Origin of the sequence: Chryseobacterium shigense (assembly GCF_900156575.1) — a bacterium.
Lineage (GTDB): Bacteria > Bacteroidota > Bacteroidia > Flavobacteriales > Weeksellaceae > Chryseobacterium > Chryseobacterium shigense.
Genome location: NZ_FTNY01000003.1, coordinates 757,223 through 780,089 on the forward strand (window position 1 = coordinate 757,223; position 22,867 = coordinate 780,089).

Below are 22,867 nucleotides of genomic sequence, written 5' to 3' on the forward strand. Positions count from 1 at the left end.
ATTAAAAAATCAATTGATTTCTGAACTTCATCACCCCGGAACCATTCACTTCTTCTTTTTTTCCATCAGTTTCCTGATTTTCTTTTCTTCCCAGTTTCTTATAAAGTTAATATTGGGTAAATAAACCGCTATCGCATGAGCGACGAGCCCTATTCCCCAAAATGTCGCTGTAAAGAAATTTTTGAACTGGAAATAGCTTTCTCCCGGTCCCAGATGCTTGATGTTGTAGACCACGATCATCGCATTCACGGCAACATAGGCAAATAAGTGTCCGTAAAACCCTCTTAACCGCTCCACCTGCCTTCTGGCCTGTTCGTAACGGATATTGTTTTCATCAGAAATCTCCATTATTTCTATTTTTTTGTTTGTTCATTATTTCCCTGATCTTCTTTTCCTTCCAGGAATCGCCCACCCCAAAAACCTGAAATGCATGGGAAGCCACTCCAATCCCCCATCCCAGCATCGGAAAATAAAACCAAAGGTTTTTAGGAGAAGTAATCAGGTTTAAAATAATCAAAAAAGGAATGATGGTACAGTAGGAAATGAGATTGCCATAAAAACCTTTTAACTCTTTTACTCGTTTTTTAGCTTTTTCGTAGGATCCATTGTCATCTTCAGTTTCTACCCTGATTGTATTAGGTTTACTGGACAATATCGGAACTTTTACTTTAAAATAATCGGCCGATTTTTCAATGAAAACATTCTTTTTAGTCATAAGAGCATAGCGTTGTACGATATTGGACAATCCTATTCCGGCACTTTCCTTCATCTGCTCTCTTGCCTGAAGGTTATTTTCAATGCAAAGCGTATCATGATCTGAAAATATTTTAATGACTAAAGGTTTTGAGGACGTGGCAAAATTATGTTTGATACAGTTTTCCAGCAACAGCTGAAGGGACAATGGCACTACATATCTTCTGTATTCTTCTTTTTTAACATCAAAAATAAAATCTACACTGTCCTCAAATCTGGTTTTCAGGAGATCACAATAGGTTTTTGCAAATTCGATTTCGTCTTCTACGGTTACCAGCTCTTTATCTTTCTGCTCAAGCACATACCGGTAAATCTTTGACATGGAAGCCGTAAACTTTTGTGCCTGATTGGGATTCTCGTCGATCAGCGAACTCAGAACATTTAAAGAATTAAAAAGAAAGTGCGGATCGAGCTGATTTTTCAGACTTTCAAATTGTGCATTAGCCGATTTTGCAATCAGCTTTTGTTCTACCACTTCCTTTCTGGATGTTTTCTTAAGCTCCTCCATGAATCCCTTTGCGTGGAGAAATGCAGAGATCAGCAGAGCAATATTGATCATGAACCAATTGGTGGTAGCATATTCCTTAGAAAAGAAAGCTTCTGTTGTGGCTACTTTCTGAATCTCAACATAATTGATATAGTTGCATACGTAGACCAGAATAAAATTGCCTGCAACGATGGAAACCACACTTAAGGCAGTTCTTATTCCGGTGGTTTCTGACCAGGGAAACCTTTTATTAAGAAAATCATTAATAAAAGCATTTCCGCATCCCAGAACAAAGGAATACATGGCAGAGATCGACAGCGTGATCAAAAAATTGTGGAAATTCTTCTCTTTTGTAAAAAATAGGAAGAAAAATAGCGATGTTCCCAACGACACCCAAAGTAAGATTATAAATCCTTTACGTTTCATTATCCGTTTTCTTGGTTCAAAATTAGTCTTTAATAAAGGTATCAAAAATTATTATTTACCGAAGGGGCGATTTTCTATTCTGAATGGAATAAAAAAAGCCTTCCGTGTAAGGAAGGCCTGAATTTCGTTATTATTTTCCCTGCATACTCAGAAAATATTCGGTTTCTGCTTTTCCCCAGTTCGGATCTAAAGCTGTTTTGGGCTTATAGGCATTAAATTTAGCCAATGCTTCTTTGAACATTTCCATCCCTTTCGTTTTGCTGCCCCCGTACTGTTCAGGTGTAAAATAGGTGTCTTCTGCTTTGATAAGAGCAATCCTTGGGTTCGAAGGATCCAATTTCTCTGCAATACCAAGTTCTTCTGTGGCCTTCGCTCCATCGGTCATATAACGCTGAGGAGGATTGACCATCATTCGTAAAGAAGCTGCCATTTTTTTCAATAGATGGATCTCGGCATTGTCTGCTCCGGCCAGATTCTGAGCACTTGCCAGATACTTATCCGCCTGCTCAGCGGTTTCATCGAGTCCCTGCATATTTCCATTTCTCATCATGAGTCTTCCTTTCTGGATCTGGGAGAATGCTGCATAGTAAGCAGGAAGCCATTGGGAGCTTTCTTTGCTGCCAATCCTTTGAAAATCGTTCGCTAATGTCTGAAATTCTTCTGCGGTTTTACAGGTTTCTGTTTTCGCTATCTTTTCTGTCATTACTTTTTCATAATCTGTCTGTGCAAAAGCAGTTAAACTCATAAAAGCTAAAGCAAAACTTAATAGGTGTTTTTTCATTATATTAATTATTTTAAGTTTATTAATTGTAATCCGAAGGTATGTATTTGGCAACGATTGTAAATCTGTTCTTTTTTTATAAATTATTATTGATCGCGTCTTGGGTCCTGTCTACGCCAAGACTGATGAAAGCGCCTACAAATACAAAGGTATTGACTGGTGGAACCACGGATGAGCTTCTGGCTCCATCAAGAGAAAAATTATACCCATAAATATTCTTTGATCCTAAAACATTGGAAATACTCAATACAAGAACGGTAAAAGCTTTCGAATCTTTTTTCCCCAGGTTGGGCAGATAATTAAAGCTGATATTAAGGGCATTGTAGTCTTTCAATTTTCCTTCATTCCTGATGTAATTGATGCTATTGCTGTTTTCCGTTTTCGTTGCAATATCATAGTATGGGCGACCTTTAGAATAGGTATATGATAAATTGACTCCTAATTTCCATTCCGGGATAAATCTTTTGGCCACCGCAGAAAGTGTATGTGCAGAAGCAAAATTTGGTTTTAAGCTCACCGGATAATTCATAAAATCTCTTTTGGAATCAAGGAAGGAATAACTGATCCAGTAATCAATGTTTTCAAAAGTCTTTTTATCTCTCCAGAATAGCTCAAGTCCTTTGGCATATCCGTAACCATTATTGTTTAAGGCAGTTTGTATCCTCTGATTTTGCTCTTTGTCCGGAGTAATGTTGAAGGTCTTGATCAGCTGATCGTATTTTTTATAAAAAGCTTCAAAGCGAAGGTTTCTTCCCTCTGATGATCTTTGAATCTGAAAAATATAATGCTGTGATTTCTGAAACTCAAGATCTGCCGATCCGTTGATGTATTTGCTTTCAGGATTCTGATAAAACAATCCATAGGCGAAGGAAGTCGTCCAATCTTTAGCCAGGCGATACGCCATTGCGAAACGTGGAGCAATATTGCTTTTTTCCAGAAACGAAGAGTTTTCAGCCCTCAGTCCTATTTTTGCAGACAATGCATTGCTGAATCCAAGATCTGTTTCTACAAAAGCAGCGGATATCAGATCTTTATAGTGTTTCTGTACTTGTCCAAAGTTCAGCTTTTCATCTGTATTATTCAGTTCAAAGCCTGCTCTTAACGCACTGATTTTATTAATTCTTCTCTCGAGAACAGCTTTAAAGTTAATATAATTTCCATCTGTTAATAGTTTCGTTCTGTCCGACTCGGTATCATTCGTTTCCGTAGAGAAATTAAGATCCGATTTGTTGTAGGAATAAGAAGTCCCTGCATTCAAAAGATACTTCCCGAATTTCTGTTTAAAGGAGAGGTTATGATAGGTATTTTTTCCTTTCAGTCTGACAAGGGCAAAGTCATATCCAGGTTCCAGGCTCTCTGTTTTCACGCCCAGTTTATCAGAGTCATACATTCCATAATATTTGAAGAATCCCCCGGATTTTGTTTTTATTCTGAAATTAAAATCTCCGTTTAAACCCTGTGGAGCATCAATAAAATTCGTATTAAAATTAAAAACCTTTTGCATAACGCTTAACAATGAATAGCCTAAAGTCGCTCCAAAAGAATGGCTTTTATCATGACTCAGCTTCTGAAATCCTGCGTTCAAGAAAATGGGTGAAATTCCAAAATTATAGGAGCTCTGGTCAGGAAGATCTACACTTTCCAACATCAGTGCCCCTGAAAGTGCCTGACCGTATAATGCAGAATATCCACCACTTGAAAAGATATTTCCTTTAAAAAGAGAGGTATTGAAACGGTCTCTTCCCGCAATTCCCGGAACTGAGTTCGAGAAATAATTGTTGATCAGACTCCCATCCATAAAAATTTTGGACTCTGTTCCTGTTCCTCCTCTGATAAAAAGTCCTTCTGTTTCGCCCACTTTCTGAACCCCCGGAAGGTAATTTAAAGCTGAAGAAATCTGGCCATCTGCTCCCGCCGTCGTGTAGATATCAATTGGAGTAAGCAATGCCGTGGCTCTTTTCTTATCGCTGGCTTCTATTGAACCTGCAGAAACGACTACTGCATCGATTTCGCTGATCTGTTCTTTAAGTTCTGCATTGACTGAAATATCCTGATGATCAATTGTTATTGATTTTTCTACATCCTGGTACTTCGGATGAGTAAAGGTCAGCATAAGATCTCCTTTTTCTGAGGTCTCAAAGGAAAAGTTTCCCTGTGCATCAGTAGTAGCCCCATCATAGGTATTTTTTAGGGTGACATTGATTTCATTGACTCCTTTATTTTTGAAAGTGACCTTTCCCGAGATCTTAATCTGCGAGTATCCTGCAATAAAGGATAGAAAGGCCATCAGAAGTAAAAGTTTATTTCCCTGTGTTTTCATGGATTTAATTTTCGGATCAAAAATAGGATGCGGAATGCCTTTCTTTACAATAAATTTTACTGAAAGGCATACTTTGACTGCTGAACGGTAAATTAGTGAATCGGGATACAAAAATCCACCTGCATTTTGCCTTCGGGATGCTCTTTGAAGTTGGAATGATAGACTTCAAAAGGGAACGATTTTCTCATGGAATAGTGATGCTCGTTCATCCATAGAAACAAGGAAACCCAGCATTGCTCAAAGTCATCAAGTGTGAATTCTCCGCTTCCTACCATATACTTTCCGGCCTCAATGGTTTCAGAGAAAACCACTCCGCTTTGCTCCTCCAGCTTTTCATCTAAAAGCATACAAGCATGGATTCTTACCTTGTCGGCGGGAGTCACTTTGAAACTGTCATGGTACACGGAGATCATTTTAATATTCTCCCGCGGAAACAATTGTTTCTTTTTCGCCCATTCTACAAGCCCATTGAACGAAGGCTCCACATGAGCAACTCCTAAGCTCATTACTGATGCCAGATTCATTTCCGGCAGTTCTTTTACTTCAATTTTTAAATTCATTTTTGTCCATTTTAATAGATTCTCGACCTGGCAAATGTACTGACTGAAAACCGTATCAACGTGTCCGTTCTTGCCAGGTATCTGTGAAATCTTGTGAAATGTTTCGGGAGCAGAGTTCCGGAATGCAGAGGGAGGCATTCCGTAGTATTTTTTAAAAGTTTTACTGAATACAGAGTGATTAGAAAATCCAAGATCAAGATAGATCTCTTTCATTTCTATATGCTTCTTTACTGCTAAGTAAAAGGCGCTTTTTTCTATTTTCTTTCTGATGATATAGTTCTGGAGTGTCTCTCCGGTAGTGAGCTTAAATATCCTATGGAAATGGAAGGAAGAATACATCCCGATTTCGGCAATTTTTTCCAAAGAAAGATCATCTTCCAGGTGATTATCAATATATCGGATCGCTTTTATGATTCTTTTTTTATGTTCTTCCATTTCAAAAAAGTATTGATGGATAAAGGTATCAAGATACACAGAATTTTACTTGTCCTATATTGCTGTTTTTGAAAAAAGGACTGAAATCATAAAGTGTTTCGGAAAATCTTTTATAAATTTAACGGTATAATCACTTTAAAAATCATTTAAAAATGAAAGTACAAACTTTAGGACTATTGGCGGGTTGTGCGTTTTTGGCGGCTTCATGCTGCACGACAAAAACATACAATGTCAACGCTAAGAGCGGAACACAGACTGGCGGAACCGCTAAGTTTACCCAAAAAGGAGAAGAGGTGGTCATGAAACTTGAAGTAACAAGTCTTACCCCAGGTATTCATGCCGTACATATTCATGAAAAAGGCGACTGTTCTGCAGCCGATGGAACTTCTACAGGAGGACACTGGAATCCAGCTAAAGACGACCACGGAAAGTGGGGTGCTGAGCATTTTCACATGGGAGACATAGGAAATTTAACGGCTGACCAGAGTGGAAAAGCAGTCCTTACTTTCAAAACGAATAAATGGTGTCTTGGATGTACGGATGAATCTAAAAACATCATCGGAAAAGGCCTTATCATCCATGCTGCGGCAGATGATTTCCATACCCAACCTACAGGGAATGCGGGGGGAAGAGTGGGATGTGTAGAAATTAAATGATACGTAACTGCAATACTTAATAAAAAAAAGGAGATCTTAATTTAGTTCTCCTATTTTTATTTAAATTCAAATTAAATATGCTCCGCCTCCAGGTTTTTACCTTCTAGCCTCACATTAAATCTCACATCAGCATCAAGTGCCTCAAAAACCTTAAGAACAGTGGCTATTGTGGAGTTGTTTATATTATTTTCGATCTTGGAAATTTGTGCTTTCTGCACACCAACTAATTTTCCCAGCTCTAATTGGGTAAGCTTCCTTTCTTTACGGGCTGCTTTAATAAGATGTCCTAATACATCCATTCTTAATTCATACTCGTATAGATGCCTTTCTTCACTACCCTCTTTGCCGATGTAACGATCTTTTATATCTGCAAGAGTATACTTTTTTATTTCTCTCTTTGCCATAATTATTTTAAATAGTTTTCTCTGATTTTTTCTGCTTTCTTAATCTCTTTTTTAGGGACTTTGTTATCTTTTTTAATAAATCCATGAGTAGCAATTACCAGGGTTGTTTCCTTATCTCTTTTATCCCAGAATGCCAATAATCTGTATTGTTTCCCTAAATATCTTATTCTAAATTCCCATATTTCTCCGCTTAACTTTTTAAAGAGTCTTGGATCATTTGTCTGTTCAGCCAGATCGATATTATAAATTATTTTGGCGGCTGATTTTTGATCCAGACCTGATAAAAAAACAACGGTATCTTCTAAAAATAGCGTGTTAAAATATCTCATTTGTGTTTTTAATCAAATATACAAATAAGTTTCCAAATATGGAAACTTATTATTACTTTACATTTTGTAGTAAAAACCCAAAAAAACCGCTGATTTTCATCAGCGGTTTTTTTGTTTTTATGATTTGGTTCCCATATCGGAAACGATATTCATTGCTTCCTGCAGGTATGGATCTTTTTTCAGATTTTTGATCCACATTTCAGATTTTTTCTTGAAAGCTTCGTCTTTTTTCTCCCTTTCGATTTCTCCAGGGAACATCGTAAACTTAAGACCGTTTTCAAACTTGGTTAAAGCTTTGAATTTCTCGATCTGAGCCTTTCTCTGTTTCATCAGTTCATTGAACTTATTGATATTAAGAGTGATGTTTTCTTCTTTATCAAGCTTTTCTCTCCACTGGGCAGATTCAAGAAGAAGCTGATAGTTGTTATTTTTAGCCATTCTGTCGGCACTTGCTTTTTCTAAAGCCTGAATATTAAAGTAATTCAGTTTTTTGAATGCAGTCCCAGGAATTTTATCCCACGCTAACGCATAATCATCATATCGCTCTCCTACTTCTGCATAAGTAAAGAAATCTTTCATCTGGATATCAGAAACAATTCCTTTTCTCTGAGTAGATTCTCCTGTGATTCTGTAGAACTTCTGAATCGTCAGTTTTAAAGATCCGAAATCATCTTCCGTATTCAGAAATCTGTTCAGGTCCACAAAAGTCTGTACGGTTCCTTTTCCGAATGATTGTGGTGAACCAATGATCATTGCTCTGCCGTAATCCTGCATTACTCCTGCCAGGATCTCAGAAGCTGAAGCAGAAAGCTCATTCTGCATGATCACTAATGGTCCGGTCCAGATAGGCGTTTCATTTTTATTTTTTAAAGTCTGGATCTTTCCGTTACCGTCTTTTACCTGAACATAAGGTCCTGCATCCATGAAAAGTCCCATGATATCTCCTACTTCAGTTAATGATCCTCCTCCGTTATTTCTAAGGTCAAGAACAATTCCTTCAATATTCTGTCCTTTTAATTTAATGATTTCATTTTTGATGTCGTCCGAAGCATTTCTTCCTTTAGCATCCTCAAAATCAGCATTAAAGCTTGGTAAATTGATAAATCCGTATTTCTTACCGTTTGGAGAGTTCACTACAATACTTCTTGCGAAGGTATCTTCAATTGCTACCTCCTCACGGATCATGGTAACGTCTTTTGTTGTTCCGTCTTTTTTCTGAACAGTAAGGGTAACCGGTGTTCCTTTTTCTCCTCTGATCAGTCTTACTGCTTCATCAGAAAGCATTCCTACAACATTTACGGCGTCATCTTTTGGTTTCGATTTTACTTTTAAGATCTTGTCCCCTTCTGAAAGCTGTTTAGATTTCCAGGCTGGTGCACCAATCGTTAAAGCTCCGAGATACAGATTTCCTTTTTTCTCCTGAATAATAGCTCCTATACCAATTACTTTTCCAGTGAATTGGGTATCAAAATCTTCTTTATCTTTTGGAGAATAATAGTTTGTGTGCGGATCGAAAACTTCCGTATAGGCATTCATATACACGGTAAACCAATCCATTTTCTTTCTCTTTTTGAATCTTGTGAAGGTGTCTTTTACAAGGTCTTTCACTTCGTCCGTTGCCTTTTTGATCTTCTGATCCTGGGTAAGCGGCTGATATTTGATGGTATCTTTCAACTTGTATTTCTGAACAGAATCTTTCTTCTCTTTCTGAGCTTCTTCTTTGCTGTTCATCGACTCAACCTCCTGAAGAATATTATATTTAATATATTTTCTCCACTCATTATACTGTTCCTGCTTGTTGGCAGGTACTTTTTTAAGCTTCGGTTCAAGAGTCAAGGATTCTTCTTCCTGAAGATTGATTGGCTTGCTGAAAATATCCTGAGTAATCTTATCTATTTCATCTACCCTTTGATACAATCTGTCGATGGTAAGTTTATAGAATATCAGGTCTCCCTGGCTGATGTAGTCGTCAAGCTTTGTTTCGTGCTTGCCGAATTCATCCATATCCGACTGGAGAAAATATCTTTTTGCGGGATCTACCAGCTCAAAATAATGTTTATAAACGTCCTTGGAATAGGCATCATTGATGGGTTTCGGGCTGTAATGTAAATAAGAAAGTGTATTCTTTACGCTCACCATGATTGTCTGCATCTTTTCATCGTCATTCTTTGGCGAGTTGAAACAAAACATTAGACTTGTCAATGGAATTAGGAGTAAAAATTTATTCAGTTTGAAATTTTTCCACATAAACTGTCTTTATTTATTGATTTTTTTAAAAATATATACTACAATTAGTAGCAGCAATTAATTCGCTGTTACAAACTATCAAATTTAATACCTTATTTACAATTATTGGATAGTTTTAAATGTTTTTTATTAAAAGCCAGTCGGTGCAAAAACGGTTATATGGAATCCATTAAATTACACGGCTTATAATCAGGCAATTAAGTCCAAACCCATTACTTCCTTCTGATTTTCAAATCTGTTGACAATAATGTATCACAATAATCTACGTCCGCTATATAAAGATAGGTTCAATATACTGTAATCCCCTTTTCAAAATAAGGTTTTCACTATTATTTCCTGTTGATTTCCCCTGGCCGGGACAAAACTTATATTTATGAAATTGCATTTATCTTCAAAACTTTTTAATTAAATTTGAAGGGTGGGAATTTTTCTTTTCTGTCAAAAAAGACAAAAGAAAGGTCCTTATCTGAGCAATTGATGCTAAAACTAAACTTATTTTATGGAAAGACCGCTTATTCTGGTTACTAATGATGATGGAATTACCGCACCTGGTATCAGAAACCTTATACAATTTATGAACGAAATCGGAGATGTTATTGTCGTTGCCCCTAACTCTCCCCAAAGTGGAAAAGGCCACGCTATTACAATCAATTCTACCTTAAGCTACGAAGAAGTGACGCTTGATGGGCCGCAAACTGATTTTTCATGCAGCGGAACCCCTGTAGACTGCGTAAAGATGGCTCTTGACAAGATCCTGACGAGAAGACCGGATATCGTGGTTTCAGGGATTAATCATGGTGCGAATTCTTCCATTAATGTGATCTATTCAGGAACAATGTCTGCCGCTGTTGAAGCTGGTGTAGAAGGAATTCCTGCGATCGGATTTTCACTCATCGATTTTAGCTGGGAAGCTGATTTTTCGCAAGCCAAAGATTATATCCAGACTATTGTAAAAAGAACGCTTGAAAACCCAATGCCTAAAGGAATTGTTCTCAATGTAAATATTCCGAAACTGACCGCTGGGGAAATCAAGGGTGTGAAAGTCTGCAAGCAGGCGAATGCAAAATGGGAAGAAAGCTTTGACGAAAGGGTGAATCCTCATGGAAAGAAATACTACTGGCTGACAGGATATTTCAACAATATGGACGAGTCTGAAGATGCTGACGAAACAGCATTGGCCAACGGATATATTTCAATCGTTCCCGTAAAGTTCGATCTTACCGCTTATGAATATATGAAGACGCTGGAAGAAGTAATGAAATTTGACTGATGTACGAGAAGCTAGACCATCCTGTTTATCATTCCCTTAATGAATATCATGAAAAGTTCTGCTTCAATTTTGGAGAAACGAAATTTTATAATCCTGAAGTAGCCTCTTTTGGAGGAGCAGCCAAGATTTCAAGAGAAAAAGACATCACAGACTATGCAAAAATCTGTGATGATTTTCTGATTTTCGGAGCGAAACCTGACCTGGGAAATTTAAAGACTGAATTGTCTCAGTTTGTCTGTGATCAGTATGTTTTGGAGAATCCCATTCAGATGGATTTCACTGAGGAAATTATTGAACTGAAACAAGACAATCATAAGGAACTTATGGCTTTCATTATGAAGTTTTATCCTTACTACTTTAAATCAAGAACTCCTGAATTAGGACGTTATTTCGGTATTTTTAAAGATCATCAACTTGTTGCGGTTACCGGCGAAAGAATGCAGATGAATGATATGACGGAAGTAAGCGCCGTGATTACCGATACGGATCATCTGGGAAAAGGTTTAGCCAGGCAATTGGTGGCTTTTGTTTCCGGAAAGATTTTTGAAGATGGCAAAACGCCTTTTCTGCATGTTGCAGAAACTAATACAGGAGCAAAAAAACTGTATGAAAAGTTAGGTTTTATGTATCGGGGAACTATCAACTTATGGGGCGTGAAAAGCTAATTTTTCTGCCCTTTATTTTTTTTTTATTTCATGAATTCGCCCTTCATTGTATTGTATCAATCCATAATTTCAGGCTCAAATCAGTCTGCTTACTCTGAAACATCATTATCCCGGCTTTAAGCTTCCTTACTTCGTCAAAACCAGGTTAAAAAATCTATAAAACCCTCTCTTTTCCATTTTCCCTTGAAAGTTTTCCCTACATTTATTCTTATTAATTTTTTCCAGATTATGAGAATAGAATATGATATAAAGCTTGGATTCAAGGATGTAATGTTCCGTCCCAAACGTTCTACATTAAAATCCCGATCAGAAGTGAATCTCGAAAGAGAGTTTACCTTCAAGCATACAAAAAAGAAATGGAGAGGTGTTCCCCTGATCGCAGCGAATATGGATACGGTAGGAACTTTTGAAATGGCCGTAGAACTGGCTAAAGACAAGATTATTACAGCAGTCCATAAACATTATACTCCTGAGGAATGGAGTGAATTTCTCAACAGCCAGCCGGAAAGCATCCATCAATATATTGCATTAAGTACAGGTACCGGAAAAGCTGATGAAGAGAAGCTGAGAGTGATCCTCGAAAAGCACCCAAAAATCGAGTTTCTATGCATTGATGTAGCGAATGGTTATTCTGAGCATTTCGTTGGATTTGTGAAGAAAGCAAGGGCTAATTTTCCTGATAAGATCATCATGGCAGGAAATGTTGTGACCGGGGAAATGGTGGAAGAACTTCTCTTGGTAGGGGCAGATATCATTAAAGTAGGTATCGGACCCGGATCGGTATGCACCACGAGAGTAAAAACGGGTGTAGGATATCCGCAACTCTCAGCGATTATTGAGTGTTCTGACGCCGCCCACGGTCTTGGAGGACATATCATTGCCGACGGAGGCTGCAAAGTTCCGGGAGATGTGGCTAAAGCTTTCGGAGGAGGCGCAGATTTCGTAATGCTGGGTGGAATGTTCGCCGGACATGATGAAAGTGGCGGTGAAATCATTGAAGAGAACGGGAAGAAATTCCGTCTTTTTTATGGAATGAGTTCCAAGACAGCCATGGATAAGCATTCCGGAGGTGTAGCAGAATACCGTGCTTCAGAAGGAAAAACGGTAAAAGCGGTATATAAAGGTCCGGTTTCGGAAACGGTGAAAGATATTTTGGGCGGTGTACGTTCTACCTGTACTTATGTGGGGGCTTCCCAACTTAAAGAATTGTCTAAGAGAACCACTTTTATAAGGGTTCAGGAACAGGAAAACCAGGTGTTTAAAGATTAGGAGAGAAAAAAGAAGCTCTAAAAAAATTGAGCTGAGTTTTAATCTTTATTGATAAAAAACAGGCTGTACAATTGATGTACAGCCTGTTTTATTTTATCATTAAGTCAGCATTCCGCCGTCTACGTTTAGCGTTTGTCCTGTAATGTAAGAAGACATTTCGCTTCCCAGGAAGATACAGGCATTGGCTACATCTTTGGTTTGTCCGGCTCTCTTCATCGGAATTCTGTCTCTCCAGGCCTGAAGGGTTTTTTCATCCAGATCTGCCGTCATTTCAGTTTCTGTGAATCCAGGAGCTACAGCATTACATCGGATACTTCTTGATCCTAATTCCAACGCAATAGATTTTGTAAATCCTATTACTCCGGCCTTAGAAGCTGCATAGTTGGATTGTCCAGGATTTCCGCTGATTCCTACTACAGAGGTCATATTGATAATAGACCCTGATTTAGCTTTCATCATCGGCTTGATCACCGCTTTTGTAAGGTTAAATACAGAATCCAAATTAATTCTCATTACCTGATCCCAGTCATCTTTGGACATTCTCAACAACAGGTTATCTCTTGTAATTCCTGCATTGTTGATCAGAATATCGATCTTTCCAAACTCCTCCATCACATCATCGATGAGCTTTTGAGCTGCATCATAATCTGACGCGTCAGACTGATATCCTTTGATCTTGGTTACAGAACTTAAAGCTGCCTCTAATGCTTGAGCTTTATCTACAGAGCCGGCATAGGTAAATGCTACCTGTGCGCCCTGTTCAGCGTACATTTCAGCAATTTTCTTTCCGATTCCTCTTGTAGCTCCGGTGATTAGTGCTACCTTTCCTTCTAATAGTTTCATCATATCTCTTGATAATTATATTCTTAGTAAATACTTCCGTCTTTAAAAAAACGGCAATTTAGCACATTTAATTTTATACAAATTAAACAGTCCGCAAAGATATTATAAATTGTTATTCAATGCATTCCAAATCATCAAATTACTGAAAATTTTTCGCTGTTTTTTATCATATTTTAAAGGCGGCTGCCGCTATTTTTAAATCTTGTAAAATAAAGAACATCCGATTTTTTGTCTTTATCCAGCTTGAGAGCCTCTTTTTGCCAGTAATATTTATCATAAATGATATCCTTCAGAGGCTCATTCTGAAAATTCACCACCCCGTATTTATCTTGTTTCTTTACGACAATTTCGTTCTCAGAGTTTTCAAATGCAATGATATCATCATAGATAAAAGGAACGATCTCCTTCCCTTTTTCATCTATAATTCCATACAGGTTGCTGCTGTTTCTGCACACGACAGGTTTTGAATAAAGATTGAGAATATTGAAAAAATTCGTCTCCTGCTCTTTTATGGAAACAATGTCTTTCATCGGAGCAACAGATTGATCGGTCACAGAGAATGTATAGTACGCTTCCTGCTTTTTAATGATAAGCCGGTCAGGATAGAAAGCAATGATCTGTGTATTTTCTTCGAGAATGTTGTTTAAATCTTTATCCAGAAACTTTTCTTCCTTTCCCTTCTTGAGATAGATAAAGTCTTTTCCTGAAATACTGAAGCTCTGTATAAAATCGTATTCCTGAGGAACAATGGTTTCCCCATTTAGATTGACCACTCCGCTTTTCTTTAGCTTATCACTGTAAACGGTGAAAAGATCATTAAATAAAGGGGTTAAATATTTGAAATTGTTCGGATAGAGTTTTCTGTCCTTCTTTTTAAAAACAGTTGCTTTTCCCTTCTTTCTCAGATAAACATATTCTTTTGTTCCAAAATATTCAGGTTCAGCATCATCAAAAATCTCTTCTGCCAGTTTGTTTTCTTCGGCATCAACCAAACCATATTTTCCTGTCGTCCTGTTTTTAGTGATCAGATAAGGATAGGAAGTCAGACTGTAGATCTGGGCTGAAAATTGATGTAATTTCTGTCCGTCTTTTCCAATGATTTCGCTCTGATGATCTTCGTTGATGATCAGGGCTTTGCCATTTTCGAAGTGATAATCTTCTTTAAACTCACGGTTGCAGATCTTTTTTCCATCCAAATCAAATAAAAACCAGGCGGTATCCTTCAGAACAAAAAAACGGTCTTCCGCAACAAAACGGACCCTATCTGAATAAGGAATGATTTCTTTTCCATCATAATCATAGACTGCTTCTTTCCCATCTTTTGATGAAATAATGCGTTTTTTGCTGAGCCAGGGCGTATTAAAACTCTGGTCATCTAAAGGCAGGATTTGATTTCCTTTTTCATCTATGATGGTGGATTTGGTTTTATTATCAGATTCTCTGACTGTAAGAATAAATCTATTTTTAAAGATGTGAGAGATCCTGTGAGGAGATTCAAAGGTTATATTTCCCAACGAATCTACAATGCTTTCTTTCTTATTTTTTGAATCATAAACCTTCCCATATCCTTCGAAATAGGAATAAACTTCCATTCCTGTCTTTTTTGATAAAAGGATCTTGGTATACTGATTGGTCTGGGCCATACACACTGACGAACACAGTGCGAAAACTAAGTTTTTCAATGAATTTAGATAGAATTGTTGACAATAAGAACGATCTCTCCTTTTAAAGTTTTGCTTTTGGAAAATTCAATTAATTCATTGATTGTTCCTCTTTTGGTCTCTTCAAACTTTTTAGAAATCTCACGGCTCAGACTGGCTTTTGTTTCTTCTCCGAAGAATTCTTTGATCTGCTCCAAAGTCGTATTGATCTTGTGTGGACTTTCGTATAAAACAATGGTTTTTTTCTCTTCTGCAAGCTGCTTAAGCTTTGTCTGTCTTCCTTTTTTCTGAGGCAGAAATCCCGCAAACAGAAACTCATTATTCGGCAATCCGGACACTACCAGTGCCGGAATTAATGCGGTAGCACCGGGAAGGCATATCATTTCGATATCATGGTCTGATCCTGCTCTGGCTAGCAAATAACCCGGATCTGAAATTCCAGGGGTGCCTGCATCGGTAATGATGGCAATATTTTGCCCGCTTTGAAGATCACCAATTACCTTTTCGGTAGCCTGGTGTTCGTTATGAAGGTGATACGATTTTAAAGGTTTGGAAATTTCGTAATGCTTTAAAAGTATTCCTGATGTTCTTGTGTCTTCACATAAAATATAATCAACTTCTTTAAGGACTTTTATAGCCCTGAAGGTCATATCTTCGAGGTTCCCAACGGGTGTGGGAACAAAATATAAGATTCCGCTCAAAATTATAAGAATTTATTTTCTACCAATATCCAGAGTCTCTGGGCATATTCATCTACTTTACTCCACTTTCTCTCGTAATAAAGATCGCTGAGATACTCTTTGGCTTCTTCCAGATTCCTGAATCCGTTCAGATGAGACACGGTTTCGTTCAGATCCGACTGACTTCCGTTGAAAAGCATTTTTGAAAAAGCAATTCTGTCATTCAGATCCAGTCTGAATTCAGGTTTTACCTTATCTGCCTCCATGAAGTTGGTAGGAATATTGGTTTTCAAAATGCCTCCCTGCTCTTCTTTTACTTCAGGCACTGGTTTTTGCTTTGGCGTTTCTCTTTCCAGAGGATCGTCATCAAAAAGAGTCTGAACTGCTTTTAATCCTTTGATATTGGCCAGTTTTATTTTTTTCTCCTGCTGATAAGCATCGAGATCTTCGAAGCTTTCATCAGAAGCATGTTTTTCTGTTTCGTGGAAAGGTTTGTCTATCTCTACAATTTTTCTTCTGTCATATACTTCCGCAAGAATGGTTTCCTCTTTTTCTTCTAAAGGAAAGTCATTTTTTATCTCGCTCAGGATATTTCCTACATTGGAAGTTTCTGTAAGCATTTCTCCCTGTTCCATCATGACATTGGATGCCACAAACTGCTCTTCATTTTCCTCGATCAGTATTTCGTCTTCCAGCATTTCAGTATCAAAAATACTTGGAATTCTTTCTGTCGGTTCTTTTGCCTGATCTGAACCCTTTTGGGAATTCAATTCTTCCTTTTCAAAATCATTTGCATCATTTGTTTCATGTGAAACCTTTTCTTCATCTTCCTCCATTTCATTAAGCTGATGATTAAAAATCACCTCCTCTTCTGTCGTTTCTGTGGTGAATAAATCTTCATTCAGATCTTCATCATTGTCCGGTTTTGCATCAGCAAGGATCCTTTCTTCATCTACGAAACTCAATACTTTTTCGTTCCCATTGAAAGATTCATTTTCTTCGATCTCATTCAGCTGGCTATTGAAAACATCTTCTTCCCCGTCAACAGCATTGTGAGAAACTTTTTCCTGAATCTCTGCCATTGAGCTTTGTCCGTAGTTTTCTTCTGCAAAGCTGACAATATTCTCGTGGAATTCATTTTCTACGATGTCATCAAGCTGATGGTTAAATATTTCCTCTTCATCAGATGACGAATTAGTATAATTTTCACCTTCATTTTCATCAATCTCATTAAACTCATTATTGAAGATCGCCTCTTCCTCTGTCACCTCATGGTTAGACTCATGACCTTCATCCAAATTCAACGAAACATATTGATTTTGTGCATATTGCTGAGAATGATCCGTAATGAAGTATTCCATATTTTTTTCAAGCAATCTTAAAAAAGATATCCTGTTCGCAAGCTCATCTACAAGATCCTGCTTGGAAAGTAATTCGTCTACGTTGTTGATTTTATCCAGAATATCAATGATATTCTTGGATTCAAAAAAAATTTTTTCCTTTAAATCTTGGATGTTCTGCATAATAAGAATCTTATTAAAATTGCTTACTTTTGATCTTAAAAATATACGGCTAATTTAACAAATGTTTTTAGAAAATACAATTAATCATTCCAAACAAAGCGGTTGGATGGAAGTTATTTGTGGCTCTATGTTTTCGGGAAAAACCGAAGAGCTGATCCGACGATTGCGAAGAGCTGAAATGGCGGGACAGAACGTGGAAATTTTCAAACCGAGACTGGATACACGATATTCTGACGAGGACGTTGTTTCTCATAATCAGAATAAAATACGAAGTACAGCAGTAGATAATCCCAATGAAATTCTTTTGCTGGCTTCTAACTGTGATGTGGTGGGAATAGATGAAGCACAATTCTTTGATGAAAGCATTGTAGAAATCGCCAACCAGCTTGCCAACAGCGGTACGAGAGTAGTTGTGGCGGGACTTGATATGGATTTCCTGGGACGTCCCTTCGGTCCGATGCCTAACTTAATGGCTACCGCAGAATATGTAACGAAAGTGCATGCTATTTGCAAGAGAACGGGTAATCTCGCGAACTACTCTCTGAGAACTTCCCAGGGAAATGACCTCGTAGAGCTAGGTGAAACAGAAAGTTACGAAGCAGTAAGCCGACGAGTTTTTATTGACGAAGTACTTTTAAAAAAGAAAAAATAATAAAACCGCTGAAAAGCGTTTGCATCACAAAGGCGCAGAGTTATTTCTAATATACGACCCTTTTAAGACCCCAGAAAATCAATCATTTTCCGCAGGCAGGACTATATTTTATCTTCGATAAGATCCGCACGCCTTAAGAAGGTATCTGTTATTAATTATTTTCTGCCTTTGCGATTGTCCGAAAAAATAAATTAACTTGTAAAGGTAAATGACAAAACTTTAAAAATCAATAAGGTTAAAATACATCCTATTTATTTTTTTTAAAGTTTATCAAAATAAAGCAGAAGGGGTACCGATGAACTATACAGTAAAACAGATTGCAGAGATCACCAATGCACAGATCATTGGAGACCAGGATTTAATGGTCAGAACTATAGCGTTTGACAGCAGAATTATTTATTCAACGAAAAATACGGCATTTATAGCGATCAATACGCATAAAAATTCCGGTGAAAAGTTCATTGAATCTGCAGTTGACCGGGGTATTGGCGTGATCATTTCTGAGCATCAGTATCCGCAGTTTGAAAATATTACCTGGATCATCGTTGACAATTCTGTAGATTTTCTTCAGAAACTGGCCAAATACCATTTCGAAAATGCCCCTATTCAATCGATAGGCATTACCGGAAGTAATGGGAAAACCATTTTAAAAGAATGGCTTTATCAATGTCTGTGGAATGAATTTCCGACCGTAAAAAGTCCGAAGAGCTTTAATTCCCAGATTGGCCTTCCTCTTTCTTTGCTTCAAATTAACCGTTCTCATCAACTCGGAATTTTTGAAGTAGGAATTTCAAAGCCGCACGAAATGGAAAAACTGGAAAATATTTTCCACCCTCAAATCGGGCTGCTGACCCATATCGGAAATGCCCATGCGGCCAATTTTACATCTGAAGAGGAACTTATTGATGAAAAGATCATGCTTTTTAAAGGTTCGGAAGTCATTATCTACAATGGCGACAACGAATTGGTGTTTAAAAAGATAAACGAATTATATTCAGATAAAAAATTAATTTCTTATGGATTCAAAAAGAACAACCAGGTTTTCATCAAAGAAAGTATTTTGAAGGATGAAAAAATCACAGTGGTCTATTTTGACGAAGAAATCTCCTTCCCTGTTCATCAGAGAGATGAAGCTACGTTGACGAATGCATTGGCTTTGATCACTGTTTTAAAGGAAGTCAATATTGATAATCAAAAGATCGTCGAAAAACTCAATTCTTTAAAGGCTGTCGAAATGCGACTGGAAGCTATTGAAGGAATTAAAAATAATATCATTATCAATGATTCTTTTAATCTGGATCTGGACTCGCTAAAAACAGCACTTCAGTTTTTGAATGAATATAACAAATCTAAAAAATCTCTGGTTTTAACAGATATCGTAGGAGTCAATTCCAATTCTCAAGAACTTTATGAAGAAGTTTCAGAGCTTGTGAATGATCAGAAATTCGATTCTGTCTTTCTTATTGGTGATGAAATATCGAAGTTCAGCGATTTATTTAAATCTAAAACTTTCACTTTCGTAGATACCATGGAATTAATTGACAGTAAACATCTTACAGAAATTGAAAACCAAATCATCCTCTTAAAAGGAGCAAGAAAGTTTGAGATAGAGAAACTTAAAGATATCCTTGAACTCAGAAAACATGATACTGTTCTTGAGATCAATCTGAACGCCATTCTTCATAATATCAACTATCATAAATCCCTGCTGAAGCCTGGAACAAAAATGATGGCGATGGTAAAGGCAAATGCTTACGGATTGGGCAGCTATGAAATTTCCGAATTTTTGCAGCACCATCATATTGATTATCTGGGTGTTGCTTATGCCGATGAAGGAATAGAACTCCGTAAAAAAGGAATTACCACTCCTATTATCGTGATGAATCCCGAACAGCACAGCTACGAAGCTATCATTGAGTATAACCTGGAACCTGAGATTTACAGTTTCAGGGTTCTTGAATTGTTTTACGATGCTGTACAGAAATCCGGCTACGACAAAAAATATCCTATTCATATCAAGCTTGAAACGGGAATGCATCGTCTTGGTTTTAAAGATTTTGAATTGGATCAGTTAAGCGAGACTTTAAGCCATAAAAATGTAACGGTTCAAAGTATGTTCAGCCATTTATCATCTTCTGACATGCCTGAAGAAAGGGAATTTACATTAAGACAGTTCGAAGTTTTTGAAAAGAATTCCAGTTATCTGATCGAGAAGCTGGGCTATACTCCTCTCCGGCATATCCTTAATTCTTCTGGAATCACAAGTTATACAGACCATCAGTATGACATGGTAAGAATAGGGATCGGAATGATCGGTGAATCACCATGTAGTGAAATACAGAAGCAACTTCAGTCTGTAGTAAGTTTTAAAACCGTAATTTCACAGATATCAACCGTTGATACGGGAGAATCTGTAGGATACAGCCGAAAATATAAAGCAGATCATGCCGCCAGGATTGCAACTATTCCTGTGGGTTATGCAGATGGAATCCCAAGACTGATTGGCAACCAGGTCGGAAATGTAGGAGTCAGTAAAACCCTTACTCCGATTGTAGGAAATATCTGCATGGATATGATGATGATCAACGTAGATCAAATCCCCAATGTAAAGGAAGGTGATACGGTCACCATTTTTAATGCAAAACCAAGTTTAAAAGAATTCGCAGGCTACTGCAAAACAATAACCTATGAAGTGTTAACGTCCATATCGCCCCGGGTGAAAAGGATTTATATAAAAGACTAGTTATGAGAAAACTCCTGATCCTTCTCTTCGTATTCCAACTCCTGATGATCCATTCACAAGTGAAAAAGGATCTGGTTATTCCAAAAAACCCAAAAATAGGACTTTCCCTAGCCGGTGGCGGAGCCAAAGGTTTTTCACATGTAGGAGTGCTGAAAGTATTGGACTCACTGGGAGTAAAAGTAGATTATATTTCCGGAACCAGTATGGGTGCTATCGTAGGCGGTTTGTACGCTTCAGGATATTCCGGAAAAGAGATAGAGAAGATCATATTGGATACGGATTTCTATTCCTTAATTATGGATCCGAAATCCAGACAGGAATCTTCTTTCTTTAATAAATCCGTTGATAAATATCTTTTATCCATTCCATTAAAAAACGGCAAAATATCTCTTCCCTCCTCTATAAGTTCCGGACAAAGAAATGTCTACCTTCTCAAAGAACTTTTCAAAAACGTTTCCAATATTGATGATTTCTCCAAACTACCTATTCCTTTTATGTGCGTCGCCACCAATCTGGAAAGCGGTAATATGGAGATCTTTGAAAAGGGCGATCTCGTACAATCCATTATGGCAAGCTCGGCCTTCCCTTCTCTTATGGATCCTGTAAAAATAGGCGACAGTATCTATATAGACGGAGCCATGACAGTCAATTACCCTTCAAAGCCATTAAAGGACAAAGGAATCGATATCGTGATCGGTGTTGACCTTAACCAGGATTTATCGACAAGAGAGGATTTAAGCAACATTATATCCATTCTCAATCAGGTTATTGATTTCGGAATTAAAAGGGATACCAGAAAACAGTATAAGTATACAGACATCAATATCAAGCCGAATCTTAAAGGAATGACCGCTACCAGCTACGATGATAAGAAGAAAATTCTTGACAGCGGCTACGTAGAGGGCATGAAATATACTGATATCCTGGATCAGCTTCCGAAACGATCATTTGACCGCCTTAGAGAGCGCGTAAATCCAATATATTCCAATGTATATAAGATTGACAGTATTTCCTTAGATGGCGGCAAAATATACGGTAAAAACTATGTTTTGGGTAAAATGGGTCTCCGTTTACCTTCTATGCAGACCTATGGAAGTATTAATAAGAAAATAGACAAACTTGTTGCCACCAATAATTACAGATTTATCAACTATGATATCATCCCTGAAAATGATGCTAATTATCTTAAACTCTACGTTACAGAAGACGAGGCCCGCCATTTTTTAAAAGTCGGACTGCATTACGATGAAGTTTTTAAGACAGGACTTCTTCTGAACTATTCGGGAAAACGTCTTTTATTTAAAAACTCAAATCTTTCGCTGGATGTTATCGTGGGAGATCAACCCAGATATTATCTGAATTATTTTATAGACAACGGATATATCCCAGGATTCGGTATTTACTCTTCCGGAATGAGTTTTGATTTGAAAAATGTAGACAACAATGTAGTAGATAAATGGGAGTGGTTCAGGAATGAGGCCTATATACAGTCCGTATGGAGAGATAAATTTGCTGTAGGAGGTGGTATCAGCCACGACTATTTTGGCGCTGAAATAAACGGCGAACATGAACGGTATATGCGTTTTCTAAATCCTTATGTATTCTTGAAAAGTGATACTCAGAATGACAAGGATTTCCCTTCCAGAGGCATCTATATCGGTGCAGAAGGTAAAGTAATCGATCTTTTAAAGTCTGAGGTAGATAAAAGAATCATCCAGGTGAAAGCAGATATCAGGATTAATATTCCACTCTCCAAACAGTTCTCCTACCGTCTTAATCTTTACGGAGGAATTACAATTGGTGATAATCTTCCGGAATTCTACCAATACAGACTGGGGGGCATTTTTGAACAGAATCTGATCAATTTTAAAAGCTTTGGAGGCTTCTACTTTGCCCAGCTAAACTCTAATAATGTTGTTCTTATCTCCAACGACCTTCAGTTTAAATTTAATAAAAACTATTTCTTAAGCGGAAATTTTAGCTTTGCCAATCTTTCGGATGACATCAATTTCGAGGATACAGTTAAAGTAAATTTTAGTTCTATAGGACTTACCGCAGGCTATAAATCTCCTTTCGGGCAGATTAAGATCAATTTTAGCCACTCACTTAAAAACAATCAAAAAGGCATATTCAGTGTTATTTTAGGACACTGGTTTTAATACA

The 22,867-nt window shown here is 37.5% G+C and carries 19 protein-coding genes; 7 read left to right on the forward strand and 12 right to left on the reverse strand.

Features of this window, described 5'->3' with window-relative positions; genetic code table 11:
* Positions 1–45: 45 nt before the first annotated feature.
* From BW964_RS12960 to BW964_RS12980, 5 genes are all read right to left on the reverse strand, one after another.
* A complete protein-coding gene (locus tag BW964_RS12960) occupies positions 46–348 on the reverse strand; it encodes a 2TM domain-containing protein (protein ID WP_076507738.1) in 303 nt (100 codons plus the stop codon).
* Positions 335–1,666: a 2TM domain-containing protein gene (locus BW964_RS12965; RefSeq protein ID WP_076507739.1), complete on the reverse strand. Its 1,332-nt coding sequence runs from the start codon at positions 1,664–1,666 to the stop codon at positions 335–337. Before BW964_RS12965 ends, BW964_RS12960 begins: the two co-directional genes overlap by 14 nt.
* 130 nt (positions 1,667–1,796) lie before the next feature.
* Positions 1,797–2,447, reverse strand: a complete 651-nt coding sequence (locus tag BW964_RS12970; RefSeq protein ID WP_076507741.1) for a hypothetical protein — start codon at positions 2,445–2,447, stop codon at positions 1,797–1,799.
* A 76-nt stretch (positions 2,448–2,523) separates the two neighbouring features.
* Positions 2,524–4,767 carry a TonB-dependent receptor gene (locus BW964_RS12975; RefSeq protein WP_076507742.1) on the reverse strand — a complete coding sequence of 748 codons (2,244 nt, stop codon included), beginning with the start codon at positions 4,765–4,767 and terminating at the stop codon, positions 2,524–2,526.
* Positions 4,768–4,859: 92 nt separating this feature from the next.
* Positions 4,860–5,762 carry an AraC family transcriptional regulator gene (locus BW964_RS12980; RefSeq protein WP_076507744.1) on the reverse strand — a complete coding sequence of 301 codons (903 nt, stop codon included), beginning with the start codon at positions 5,760–5,762 and terminating at the stop codon, positions 4,860–4,862.
* A 152-nt stretch (positions 5,763–5,914) separates the two neighbouring features.
* Here BW964_RS12980 and BW964_RS12985 point away from each other — a divergent pair, with 152 nt between their 5' ends.
* The gene (locus BW964_RS12985; protein ID WP_076507745.1) at positions 5,915–6,418 is read left to right on the forward strand and encodes a superoxide dismutase family protein; all 504 of its coding nucleotides are present in this window, start codon (positions 5,915–5,917) and stop codon (positions 6,416–6,418) included.
* 71 nt (positions 6,419–6,489) lie between these two features.
* Here the strand turns inward: BW964_RS12985 and BW964_RS12990 are convergent, their stop codons facing one another.
* The 3 genes from BW964_RS12990 to BW964_RS13000 form a co-directional block, all read right to left on the reverse strand.
* Entirely contained in the window at positions 6,490–6,822 is a 333-nt protein-coding gene (locus BW964_RS12990) for a helix-turn-helix domain-containing protein (protein WP_185117119.1), read from the reverse strand.
* A gap of 2 nt (positions 6,823–6,824) precedes the next feature.
* Complete coding sequence (locus BW964_RS12995; RefSeq protein WP_076507746.1) at positions 6,825–7,151, reverse strand: type II toxin-antitoxin system RelE/ParE family toxin; 327 nt, start codon at positions 7,149–7,151, stop codon at positions 6,825–6,827.
* A 117-nt stretch (positions 7,152–7,268) separates the two neighbouring features.
* On the reverse strand, positions 7,269–9,398 hold the full coding sequence (locus BW964_RS13000) for a carboxy terminal-processing peptidase (RefSeq protein ID WP_076507747.1): 2,130 nt from the start codon (positions 9,396–9,398) through the stop codon (positions 7,269–7,271).
* A gap of 499 nt (positions 9,399–9,897) precedes the next feature.
* On the opposite strand from BW964_RS13000, the gene surE reads away from it, so the two are divergent.
* The 3 genes from surE (at position 9,898) to BW964_RS13015 (ending at position 12,602) form a co-directional block, all read left to right on the forward strand.
* The gene (gene surE, locus BW964_RS13005; protein ID WP_076507748.1) at positions 9,898–10,668 is read left to right on the forward strand and encodes a 5'/3'-nucleotidase SurE; all 771 of its coding nucleotides are present in this window, start codon (positions 9,898–9,900) and stop codon (positions 10,666–10,668) included.
* Positions 10,668–11,333, forward strand: a complete 666-nt coding sequence (locus BW964_RS13010; protein WP_076507749.1) for a GNAT family N-acetyltransferase — start codon at positions 10,668–10,670, stop codon at positions 11,331–11,333. Before surE ends, BW964_RS13010 begins: the two co-directional genes overlap by 1 nt.
* A gap of 228 nt (positions 11,334–11,561) precedes the next feature.
* The gene (locus BW964_RS13015) at positions 11,562–12,602 is read left to right on the forward strand and encodes a GMP reductase (protein ID WP_076507750.1); all 1,041 of its coding nucleotides are present in this window, start codon (positions 11,562–11,564) and stop codon (positions 12,600–12,602) included.
* A gap of 99 nt (positions 12,603–12,701) precedes the next feature.
* On the opposite strand, the gene fabG is transcribed toward BW964_RS13015, so the two are convergent.
* From fabG to BW964_RS13035, 4 genes are all read right to left on the reverse strand, one after another.
* On the reverse strand, positions 12,702–13,445 hold the full coding sequence (gene fabG, locus BW964_RS13020) for a 3-oxoacyl-[acyl-carrier-protein] reductase (protein ID WP_034724743.1): 744 nt from the start codon (positions 13,443–13,445) through the stop codon (positions 12,702–12,704).
* Between the two features lie 173 nt (positions 13,446–13,618).
* A complete protein-coding gene (locus tag BW964_RS13025; protein ID WP_123911960.1) occupies positions 13,619–15,127 on the reverse strand; it encodes a WG repeat-containing protein in 1,509 nt (502 codons plus the stop codon).
* 5 nt (positions 15,128–15,132) lie between these two features.
* Positions 15,133–15,807, reverse strand: coding sequence for a 16S rRNA (cytidine(1402)-2'-O)-methyltransferase (gene rsmI / locus BW964_RS13030; protein ID WP_076507753.1), 675 nt, complete (start codon positions 15,805–15,807; stop codon positions 15,133–15,135).
* A gap of 2 nt (positions 15,808–15,809) precedes the next feature.
* Entirely contained in the window at positions 15,810–17,309 is a 1,500-nt protein-coding gene (locus BW964_RS13035) for a hypothetical protein (RefSeq protein ID WP_076507754.1), read from the reverse strand.
* A 61-nt stretch (positions 17,310–17,370) separates the two neighbouring features.
* On the opposite strand from BW964_RS13035, the gene BW964_RS13040 reads away from it, so the two are divergent.
* The 3 genes from BW964_RS13040 to BW964_RS13050 all read left to right on the forward strand — a co-directional run bounded on the left by BW964_RS13040 (position 17,371) and on the right by BW964_RS13050 (position 22,863).
* A complete protein-coding gene (locus BW964_RS13040; protein ID WP_076507756.1) occupies positions 17,371–17,961 on the forward strand; it encodes a thymidine kinase in 591 nt (196 codons plus the stop codon).
* 295 nt (positions 17,962–18,256) lie between these two features.
* Positions 18,257–20,704, forward strand: a complete 2,448-nt coding sequence (locus BW964_RS13045) for a bifunctional UDP-N-acetylmuramoyl-tripeptide:D-alanyl-D-alanine ligase/alanine racemase (protein ID WP_076507757.1) — start codon at positions 18,257–18,259, stop codon at positions 20,702–20,704.
* A 2-nt stretch (positions 20,705–20,706) separates the two neighbouring features.
* Positions 20,707–22,863 (forward strand): patatin-like phospholipase family protein, encoded by a 2,157-nt coding sequence (locus BW964_RS13050; protein ID WP_076507759.1) that lies wholly within the window; start codon positions 20,707–20,709, stop codon positions 22,861–22,863.
* Positions 22,864–22,867 lie beyond the last annotated feature (4 nt).

What these genes read in the sequence shown, in the direction of transcription:
- BW964_RS13045 (WP_076507757.1), top strand. Translation starts at nt 18,257, where the DNA reads ATGAACTATACAGTAAAACAGATTGCAGAGATCACCAATGCACAGATC.
- BW964_RS13050 (WP_076507759.1), top strand. Translation starts at nt 20,707, where the DNA reads ATGAGAAAACTCCTGATCCTTCTCTTCGTATTCCAACTCCTGATGATC.
- BW964_RS12980 (WP_076507744.1), bottom strand. Translation starts at nt 5,762, where the DNA reads ATGGAAGAACATAAAAAAAGAATCATAAAAGCGATCCGATATATTGAT.
- BW964_RS12995 (WP_076507746.1), bottom strand. Translation starts at nt 7,151, where the DNA reads ATGAGATATTTTAACACGCTATTTTTAGAAGATACCGTTGTTTTTTTA.
- BW964_RS13015 (WP_076507750.1), top strand. Translation starts at nt 11,562, where the DNA reads ATGAGAATAGAATATGATATAAAGCTTGGATTCAAGGATGTAATGTTC.
- BW964_RS12970 (WP_076507741.1), bottom strand. Translation starts at nt 2,447, where the DNA reads ATGAAAAAACACCTATTAAGTTTTGCTTTAGCTTTTATGAGTTTAACT.
- BW964_RS13000 (WP_076507747.1), bottom strand. Translation starts at nt 9,398, where the DNA reads ATGTGGAAAAATTTCAAACTGAATAAATTTTTACTCCTAATTCCATTG.
- fabG (WP_034724743.1), bottom strand. Translation starts at nt 13,445, where the DNA reads ATGAAACTATTAGAAGGAAAGGTAGCACTAATCACCGGAGCTACAAGA.
- BW964_RS12985 (WP_076507745.1), top strand. Translation starts at nt 5,915, where the DNA reads ATGAAAGTACAAACTTTAGGACTATTGGCGGGTTGTGCGTTTTTGGCG.
- BW964_RS12975 (WP_076507742.1), bottom strand. Translation starts at nt 4,767, where the DNA reads ATGAAAACACAGGGAAATAAACTTTTACTTCTGATGGCCTTTCTATCC.
- BW964_RS12990 (WP_185117119.1), bottom strand. Translation starts at nt 6,822, where the DNA reads ATGGCAAAGAGAGAAATAAAAAAGTATACTCTTGCAGATATAAAAGAT.
- BW964_RS12965 (WP_076507739.1), bottom strand. Translation starts at nt 1,666, where the DNA reads ATGAAACGTAAAGGATTTATAATCTTACTTTGGGTGTCGTTGGGAACA.
- BW964_RS12960 (WP_076507738.1), bottom strand. Translation starts at nt 348, where the DNA reads ATGGAGATTTCTGATGAAAACAATATCCGTTACGAACAGGCCAGAAGG.
- BW964_RS13040 (WP_076507756.1), top strand. Translation starts at nt 17,371, where the DNA reads ATGTTTTTAGAAAATACAATTAATCATTCCAAACAAAGCGGTTGGATG.
- BW964_RS13010 (WP_076507749.1), top strand. Translation starts at nt 10,668, where the DNA reads ATGTACGAGAAGCTAGACCATCCTGTTTATCATTCCCTTAATGAATAT.
- BW964_RS13035 (WP_076507754.1), bottom strand. Translation starts at nt 17,309, where the DNA reads ATGCAGAACATCCAAGATTTAAAGGAAAAAATTTTTTTTGAATCCAAG.
- surE (WP_076507748.1), top strand. Translation starts at nt 9,898, where the DNA reads ATGGAAAGACCGCTTATTCTGGTTACTAATGATGATGGAATTACCGCA.